General features: G+C 69.4%; 9 protein-coding genes. 7 read left to right on the forward strand and 2 right to left on the reverse strand.

Translation table 11 applies throughout. From position 1 onward, the window contains the following. The 4 genes from ABNT58_RS01500 to ABNT58_RS01515 form a co-directional block, all read left to right on the forward strand. A partial coding sequence (locus tag ABNT58_RS01500) for a hypothetical protein (protein WP_348751747.1) occupies window positions 1-485 on the forward strand: 485 nt, incomplete at its 5' end. Window positions 486-911: 426 nt separating this feature from the next. Further along, window positions 912-1,073, forward strand: coding sequence for a hypothetical protein (locus ABNT58_RS01505; protein ID WP_348751748.1), 162 nt, complete (start codon window positions 912-914; stop codon window positions 1,071-1,073). 57 nt (window positions 1,074-1,130) lie between these two features. Then, window positions 1,131-1,406, forward strand: coding sequence for a hypothetical protein (locus tag ABNT58_RS01510; RefSeq protein WP_348751749.1), 276 nt, complete (start codon window positions 1,131-1,133; stop codon window positions 1,404-1,406). 257 nt (window positions 1,407-1,663) lie between these two features. After that, complete coding sequence (locus ABNT58_RS01515) at window positions 1,664-2,488, forward strand: HDOD domain-containing protein (protein WP_348751750.1); 825 nt, start codon at window positions 1,664-1,666, stop codon at window positions 2,486-2,488. An 85-nt stretch (window positions 2,489-2,573) separates the two neighbouring features. Here the strand turns inward: ABNT58_RS01515 and ABNT58_RS01520 are convergent, their stop codons facing one another. Next, the gene (locus ABNT58_RS01520; RefSeq protein WP_348751751.1) at window positions 2,574-3,056 is read right to left on the reverse strand and encodes an Lrp/AsnC family transcriptional regulator; all 483 of its coding nucleotides are present in this window, start codon (window positions 3,054-3,056) and stop codon (window positions 2,574-2,576) included. A 126-nt stretch (window positions 3,057-3,182) separates the two neighbouring features. Between ABNT58_RS01520 and hppD the strand changes: the two genes are divergently transcribed. Continuing rightward, window positions 3,183-4,289 (forward strand): 4-hydroxyphenylpyruvate dioxygenase, encoded by a 1,107-nt coding sequence (gene hppD / locus ABNT58_RS01525; protein WP_348751752.1) that lies wholly within the window; start codon window positions 3,183-3,185, stop codon window positions 4,287-4,289. On the opposite strand, the gene ABNT58_RS01530 is transcribed toward hppD, so the two are convergent. Then, window positions 4,264-5,211 (reverse strand): alpha/beta fold hydrolase, encoded by a 948-nt coding sequence (locus ABNT58_RS01530; protein WP_348751753.1) that lies wholly within the window; start codon window positions 5,209-5,211, stop codon window positions 4,264-4,266. The genes hppD and ABNT58_RS01530 overlap by 26 nt on opposite strands. Before the next feature lie 144 nt (window positions 5,212-5,355). Between ABNT58_RS01530 and ABNT58_RS01535 the strand changes: the two genes are divergently transcribed. Further along, complete coding sequence (locus tag ABNT58_RS01535; RefSeq protein WP_348751755.1) at window positions 5,356-7,041, forward strand: long-chain-fatty-acid--CoA ligase; 1,686 nt, start codon at window positions 5,356-5,358, stop codon at window positions 7,039-7,041. After that, window positions 7,038-7,336, forward strand: a 299-nt coding sequence (locus ABNT58_RS01540) for an MBL fold metallo-hydrolase (protein WP_348751754.1), incomplete at its 3' end; no start/stop codon positions are given. The genes ABNT58_RS01535 and ABNT58_RS01540, both read left to right, overlap by 4 nt.

Below are 7,336 nucleotides of genomic sequence, written 5' to 3' on the forward strand. Positions count from 1 at the left end.
CCACGCTGCGCGGCCTGGAACGGCGTTTTGCCGAGCGCCTGCAGATCCAGCCGAGCTACTGGAGCCAGATCAAGAGCCGTTCGCGCCAGATCGGCGACCGGCTGGCGCGCCAGTTCGAGCAGCTGTGCCACAAGCCGCCGCTGTGGATGGATCAGCCGCGCGACCCGGCCGGCGCCCCGGTGGCCGACGCCGCCGCCCCCACCACCATGGCCGCCGCGATGAACCCCGCGGCTGCCCCGGCCGACGACACCCGCCTGCCGCGCGACGACGACGAACGCTTCATCGTGGGCCTGGTGCTGACCTACTACCGGCGCCATCCGCAACGCGCCAGGGCAAGATTGCTTGATCTGCTGGGCGAAGTGCTGGTGCCCCCGGCCACCCCGGCGCCACCGCCGCCCGCGCCACGTGCCGCGACCGACGACGCCCACGCTTTGTGGCTGAAGTCCCAGAGCGGCGTGGCCCCGCTCAGGCCGAAGAAGCGCTGAGCCCGCGTTGGCGTTGGCATTGGCGTTCGCGCTGGCGTTTGCCATTTGCATTCGCGCCACGCTCCCCTAGTTTTAGGGATGAAGACTCTTGCGCAAGATAATCGTTTGTTTATCATGCGCAGCAAGCCGGCTGCAGCACACCCGCACCCGGCGACACCCCCTTCCACCACCCGCAGCAGGAGCGACATGGTTTCCGTCCTTGTGCGTCGGCCGCTGGCCGATCGTCACGCCCCGCCGTGCCGCGGGTGTCTTGCATCCCACCGTGTTGAAGGCCTCTTGAAGGGCCGGCCAGGCCATCCGCGGCGGTAGCCGCCGCATGGCCACGCCTTCGGGCGACGGCTTCTCCACGGCCCGGGCTGCCCACGCACCCGGGCCGTTTTGCTTTTTCGTTCCGCTTTCTGTTGTCCCTTGTATCGGAGCAACCCCATGAAGATCACCCTGAACCTCTCCCGCCCGCGCAACCCGCTGGCGCTCGCTGCCCGCTCACGCCGTGCAGGCGCGCATCGCCCAGGCCCCGGCGCGCTGCGCCAGCAGGCCCGGCGCGCCCTGAAGCGTGACCTCGACAGCATGAAACCACCCAGCCCATGAACTGAAGGGCGACCGGCCTGCCACGCAGCAGGCCGGCGCCGAGAAGGAGAGATCCCCATGTCGCAGCAAAGCCTGCAATGGTCGGCCGCCGACGCCCGCCATGCCGTGCAACCCGCCAGCCTGCCGGCGCGCCTCGTGGCCGCCGTGCTGCTGCAAGTCAGTCGCCGTCTGGCCCGCGCCGCCCGGTCGCTGGCCCTGTCGTCGCCCCGCCCCCGTGCGCCCCGCCAGGGCGATCCGGTGGTGGAGTTTTATGCCGAAGCCGGCGCGCCCGAAGGGGCGCTGTACGTCGACGGCCAACGGGTCGGCACGCTGCACGGCGTGTCGCGGCTGTGATGCGCCGCGCCGACCGCCATGCCGTCTGGTTGACGGCCGCCGTGATGGTCGCCTCGCTGCTGGCCGCCACTGTGCCTGCCCTCGATGCCACCGGTGCGCCGGCAGCCGGCTGCAGCGCGGCAGCCGACCAGCCGCGCGCTGCGGCCTGCCTGCAGCGCGCGGCCCAGGGTCAGCCCGGGTGCAAAGCCACGGGAAGTTGCCGATACACCGGTCAACTTCCGTGATCGCACCCGGGCCGATGGCCCTAGCCTTGCGCCATGCCGCCCCTGCTAGACCGCCCCCTGCCCACCCTGGATGCCTGGGTGGCTCATTTCCGTGATGCACCGGTGCCGGTGCTGGCCGACAGCGCCGACATCCTGGCCGCGCTGTCCATCAACGAAGACGCGGTGGACGCCCACACCCTGGCCGAAGCCCTGGGCGACGATCCGCTGCTGACCGCGCGCGCGCTGGCCCACGTGGGCCGCCACCATCGGCGCGACACCGGCATCGAGACCCTGACCGCCGCCATCGTGCTGATGGGCGTGCCGCCCTTCTTTCGCGCGTTTGCCGAGCTGCCGACGATGGAAGACCGGCTGGCCGACTGGCCGGCCGCGCAACAGGGCCTGCACCGCGTGCTGGACCGTGCGCACCGCGCCGCCCGCTTTGCGCTGGGCTTTGCGGTGCAGCGGGTGGACCGCGATGCGATGGTGATCCGCGAAGCCGCGTTGCTGCACGACCTGGCCGAGATGCTGCTGTGGTGCCATGCGCCCGCGCTGGCGCTGGAGATCGCCGCGCGCCAGCAGGCCGACCCGGCCTTGCGCTCGGAAGCCGCACAGTGCGCGGTGCTGGGCGTGGCGCTGGCCGACGTGCAGACCGCGCTGATGAAAGCCTGGTCGCTGCCCGAAGTGCTGCTGGAACTGGCCGACGACCGCCGGGCCGAAACCGGTCAGGTGCGTAACGTGCTGCTGGCCGTGCGCCTGGCCCGCCATACCGCGCAGGGCTGGGACAACCCCGCGCTGCCGGACGACGTGGCTGACATCGCACAGCTCCTTCGGTTGAGCCCAGACGCCACGCTGGCGCTACTGCACGAGATCAACGACTGATCATGAGGCCCCCAAGCTCGCTGCGCTCGCGCCCCCCCAAGGGGGAGCTCAGTCCCTTGGGGCGGCCCGGCGGGACTGAGGCCGCTCAAAGCGGCACCGCCGTGGTCGCCTTGACCCGGTCGAGCACGAAGCTGGTCTTGCAGTCCTGCACGCTGGGGTGGCGCAGCAGCACGTCGGCGATGAAGCGTGCGTAGTGCGCCATGTCCTGCACCAGCACCCGCAGCAGGTAGTCCATCTCGCCCGTCAGCGACACGCACTCCACCACCTCGGGCCAGGTCTGCACCGCGGCGCGGAACAGGTCCATCGGGTTGCGCTTGGAGCTTTCGGCTTGCTTTTCCAGCCGCACGTTGACGTAGGCGGTCAAGCCCAGGCCCACAGCCTCCGCCCGCACCAGAGCCACGTAGCCGGCGATCACGCCCGCTTCTTCCAGCCGCTTGACGCGCCGCAGCGCGGCCGAAGGCGAGAGGCCGACCTCCGCCGCCAGTTCGTCGTAGGTGATGCGGCCTTGTGCCTGAAGCGCGCGAAGGATGCGCCGATCCAGGTTGTCCAGCGGTTCTTCGGTTGCCATGGTCGCTCCAAACGCAGTTTTCCTGCGCCAGCATACCCACCGCCGCCGGAAAACGCAGGAACTTTGCGCCGCGCGGCCCCTACATTGAAGGGCTGACAACGCCCACCTGCGAAACGGAGACACGCCATGCAGTTCACCCCCTGGGACAACCCGATGGGCACCGACGGTTTCGAGTTCATCGAATACGCCGCCCCCGATCCGGCCGCGATGGGCCAGGTGTTCGAGCGCATGGGCTTCAAGCCCATCGCCCGCCACCGCTACAAGAAGGTGACGCTGTACCGCCAGGGCGAGATCAACTTCATCCTCAATGCGGAGCCCGATTCGTTCGCGCAGCGCTTCGCGCGGCTGCACGGCCCCAGCGTGTGCGCCATCGCCTTCCGCGTGCAGGACGCCAAGGCCGCCTATGAGCGGGCCACCTCGCTGGGCGCCTGGGGCTTTGCCGACCAGGCCGGCCCGGGCCAGCTGAACATCCCGGCCATCAAGGGCATCGGCGACTCGCTGATCTACCTGGTGGACCGGTGGCGCGGCAAGAACGGCGCGAAAGAAGGCGACATCGGCAACATCGGCTTCTTCGACGTCGACTTCGAGCCGCTGCCCGGCGCCGAGCTGAACCCGGTGGGCCACGGCCTGACCTACATCGACCACCTGACGCACAACGTGCACCGCGGCCGCATGGGCGAATGGGCCGAGTTCTACGAGCGCCTGTTCAACTTCCGCGAGATCCGCTACTTCGACATCGAAGGCCAGGTGACCGGCGTCAAGAGCAAGGCGCTGACCAGCCCCTGCGGCAAGATCCGCATCCCCATCAACGAAGAAGGCAACGACACGCCGGGGCAGATCCAGGAGTACCTGGACCACTACCACGGCGAAGGCATCCAGCACATCGCGATGGGCGCGCGCGACCTGTACCAGACGGTGGATGCGCTGCGGGCCAGCGGCGTGAAGCTGCTGGACACCATCGACACCTACTACGAGCTGATCGACAAGCGCATTCCCGGCCACGGAGAGAACGTGGCCGAGCTCAAGCGCCGCAAGATCCTGGTGGACGGCAAGCCGGGCGAGCTGCTGCTGCAGATCTTCAGCGAGAACCAGCTGGGCCCGATCTTCTTCGAGTTCATCCAGCGCAAGGGCGACCAGGGCTTCGGCGAAGGCAACTTCAAGGCGCTGTTCGAGAGCATCGAGCTGGACCAGATGCGCCGCGGGGTGCTCAAGACGGAGAAGGCCCCCGCTTGAGCGTCAAACGCCTCAGCACCTCGGCGAACACCGCCGGGTGCCCCAGCAGCTGCACATGCGCCTGGCCCGGCACATGCCGGTTGTCGGCGCCCGGCAGCATCGCCGCCGACACCGGGAACACCACGTTGTCGCAGTCGCTGTAGAAGCAGGTGAAGCCGGCGTAACCCGCCGGCTTTTCTGTTTCCGCCAGGCCTTTCAGCCAAGGCCCGTGCAACCGCATCTGGCGGGTGTTGTCGGCGCGGCCGAAGCGCGCCAGCCAGGTGCCGTGGTGCGGTGTGCCGATGGTGACGATGCCGGCCGTGCGCTCGGCCACCGCACCCGCGGTACCCGCCGCATGCAGCGCCGCGATGCTGCGCAGCCAGGCCCGCACCGCCAGCCCGCCCATGCTGTGGGCCACCACCAGCGGCGGCAGCCCGGTGGACTGCTCGGCCCGGCGCACCGCGGCTTCCAGCGTGGGCGCATGGCGCTCAATCGCCGCCCAGGGCGGCGACAGCGTCACCGCCACGAAGGGATGGCCGGCCGCCCGCAGCCTTCGCATCCAGGGGTTCCACATCGCGCGGTTGCACATGAAGCCGTGCACCAGCACCACCGCGCGCCGGCCCTGCGCATCGGCGGGCAGGTAGTCGGGCTCGGCGTGGGTGCGCCAGGGCTGGCGCCAGCCGAATACCGCCACGCCGCAGCCCACCTCGTGCCACCAGGCCTTGGCCACGGCCGCGAGCGAAGCGCGCGGCACCGGCTGGCGCACGTGCACATGCCGCATCAACAACATTTCCAGCGCCAGCACCGGCGCATGCGGCAAGGCCAGCAGGCTACCCGCCAGCGCAATACCCGGCCTGCCGCGGCCCAGCCACCAGGCGTTCCACAGCAGCAGCGCGATGGCAATGGCCAGCCCCAGCGCACGTTGCAAACGTGCCGCCGTCATAGGGCTGGACAGAGGACAACTACCGTGGCAAGCGCGGCGCGCAAGCGCCAACATGGGCCGGAACGATGTGCGGGTGAATCCATTCGCATGACCCAGGGCAGACCCTAAGGAACTCCAAGCGTGATCGCCGATACGGTACCTCCGATCGACCGCCCCTGGCTGGCGCATTACCCCTCCGGCGTGCCGGCCACCATCGATGCCAGTGGCTATGCCTCGCTGGTCGACCTGCTGGAAGAGTGCTTCCGCCGCCATGCCACGCGCAACGCCGCGATCTGCATGGACGCGACGATGACCTACCGCCAGCTGGACGAAGCTTCGCAGGCGCTGGCCGCGTGGCTGCAGTCCACGGGACTGGAGCGTGGCGCGCGTGTCGCGCTGATGATGCCCAACCTGCCGCAGTACATGGTGGCGCTGGCCGCGGTGCTGCGTGCGGGCTACGTGGTGGTCAACGTCAATCCGCTGTACACCGCGCGCGAGCTGGAGCACCAGCTCAAGGACTCGGGCGCGCAGGCCATCGTGGTGCTGGAGAACTTCGCCGCCACGCTGGAAGAGGTGATCCACCGCACCGAGGTGCGCCACGTCGTGCTGGCCGCGATGGGCGACATGCTGGGCTTCTGGAAGGGCCGGCTGGTGAACTTCGCGGTGCGACATGCCAAGCGCCTGGTGCCCGAATTCCGGCTGCCGGTGGGCGATGGCCACACCGTCACCCGCTTCAACGACGCGCTGGATGCGGGCAGCCACCTGCCGCTCAAGCGCCCGGCACTCAAGCCCGACGACATCGCCTTCCTGCAGTACACCGGCGGCACCACCGGCGTGTCCAAGGGCGCGATGCTGCTGCACCGCAACGTGGTGGCCAACATCCTGCAAAGCGAGGCCTGGTTCGCGCCCGCGCTGGCGATGCTGGGCGACCAGCCGCCGGTCATCGTGTGTGCGCTGCCGCTGTACCACATCTATGCGCTGACGGCCTGCAACTTCCTGGGGCTGCGGCTGGGCATGGTCAACCTGCTGATTCCCAATCCGCGCGACATCCCGGGCTTCGTGGCCACGCTGGCCAAGCACCCGCCCAACATGTTCCCGGCGGTCAACACGCTGTTCAACGCGCTGCTCAACAACGCCGAGTTCCAGCGCCTGGACTTCAGCGCGCTGAAGATCAGCAACGGCGGCGGCATGGCGGTGCAGCAGGCCACGGCGCAGCAATGGCATGCGCTGACCGGCTGCTGGATCGTCGAGGGCTACGGCCTGTCCGAAACCTCGCCGGTGGCCACCGCCAACCGCATCGACATCACCGGCTTCACCGGCAGCATCGGCCTGCCGATGCCGGGCACCGACATCGCCATCCGCGACGACGAAGGCCAGGACGTGCCGCTGGGCACGCCGGGCGAGATCTGCATCCGCGGCCCGCAGGTGATGCCGGGCTACTGGCGCCGGCCCGACGAAACCGCGCGGGTGATGACGCCCGACGGCTACTTCCGCTCGGGCGACATCGGCGTGATGGACGCCAAGGGCGAAGTGCGCATCGTCGACCGCAAGAAGGACATGATCCTGGTCAGCGGCTTCAACGTGTACCCCAACGAGATCGAGCAGGTGGTGGGCCTGCACCCCGGCGTGCTGGAGTGCGCCGCGGTGGGCGTGGCCGACGACAAGTCGGGCGAGGCGGTCAAGCTGTTCGTGGTGCGCAAGGACGGCGCCCTGCTGGATGAAGACGAGCTGATGCGCTACTGCAAGGACAACTTCACCGGCTACAAGCGGCCGAAGTACATCGAGTTCCGCGACGAGCTGCCCAAGACCAACGTGGGCAAGATCCTGCGGCGCGAGCTGCGCAAGCCTTGACCGCCGGCCCGCCGTTCGAGCCCCTTGGCCTGACCGTGCTCGAACGCGGCTGGCTGTCGGCCAACAACATCGTCTTTGCTGAAAGGCCGGGGTCACCTGCCGCGGTGGTGGACACCGGCTACGTCAGCCATGCGCCGCAGACGCTGGCTTTGGTGCGGCAGCTGCTGCCCGGCGGCCCGGCGCGGGTGATCAACACCCACCTGCATGCCGACCACTGCGGCGGCAATGCCGCGCTGCAGGCCGCCAGCGGCGCCGAGTGCTGGGTGCCCGCGCCTTTGGTGGATGCCGTCAACCA

The organism is uncultured Aquincola sp. (assembly GCF_964001545.1).
In the GTDB taxonomy this organism is placed as follows: Bacteria; Pseudomonadota; Gammaproteobacteria; order Burkholderiales; family Burkholderiaceae_C; genus Aquincola.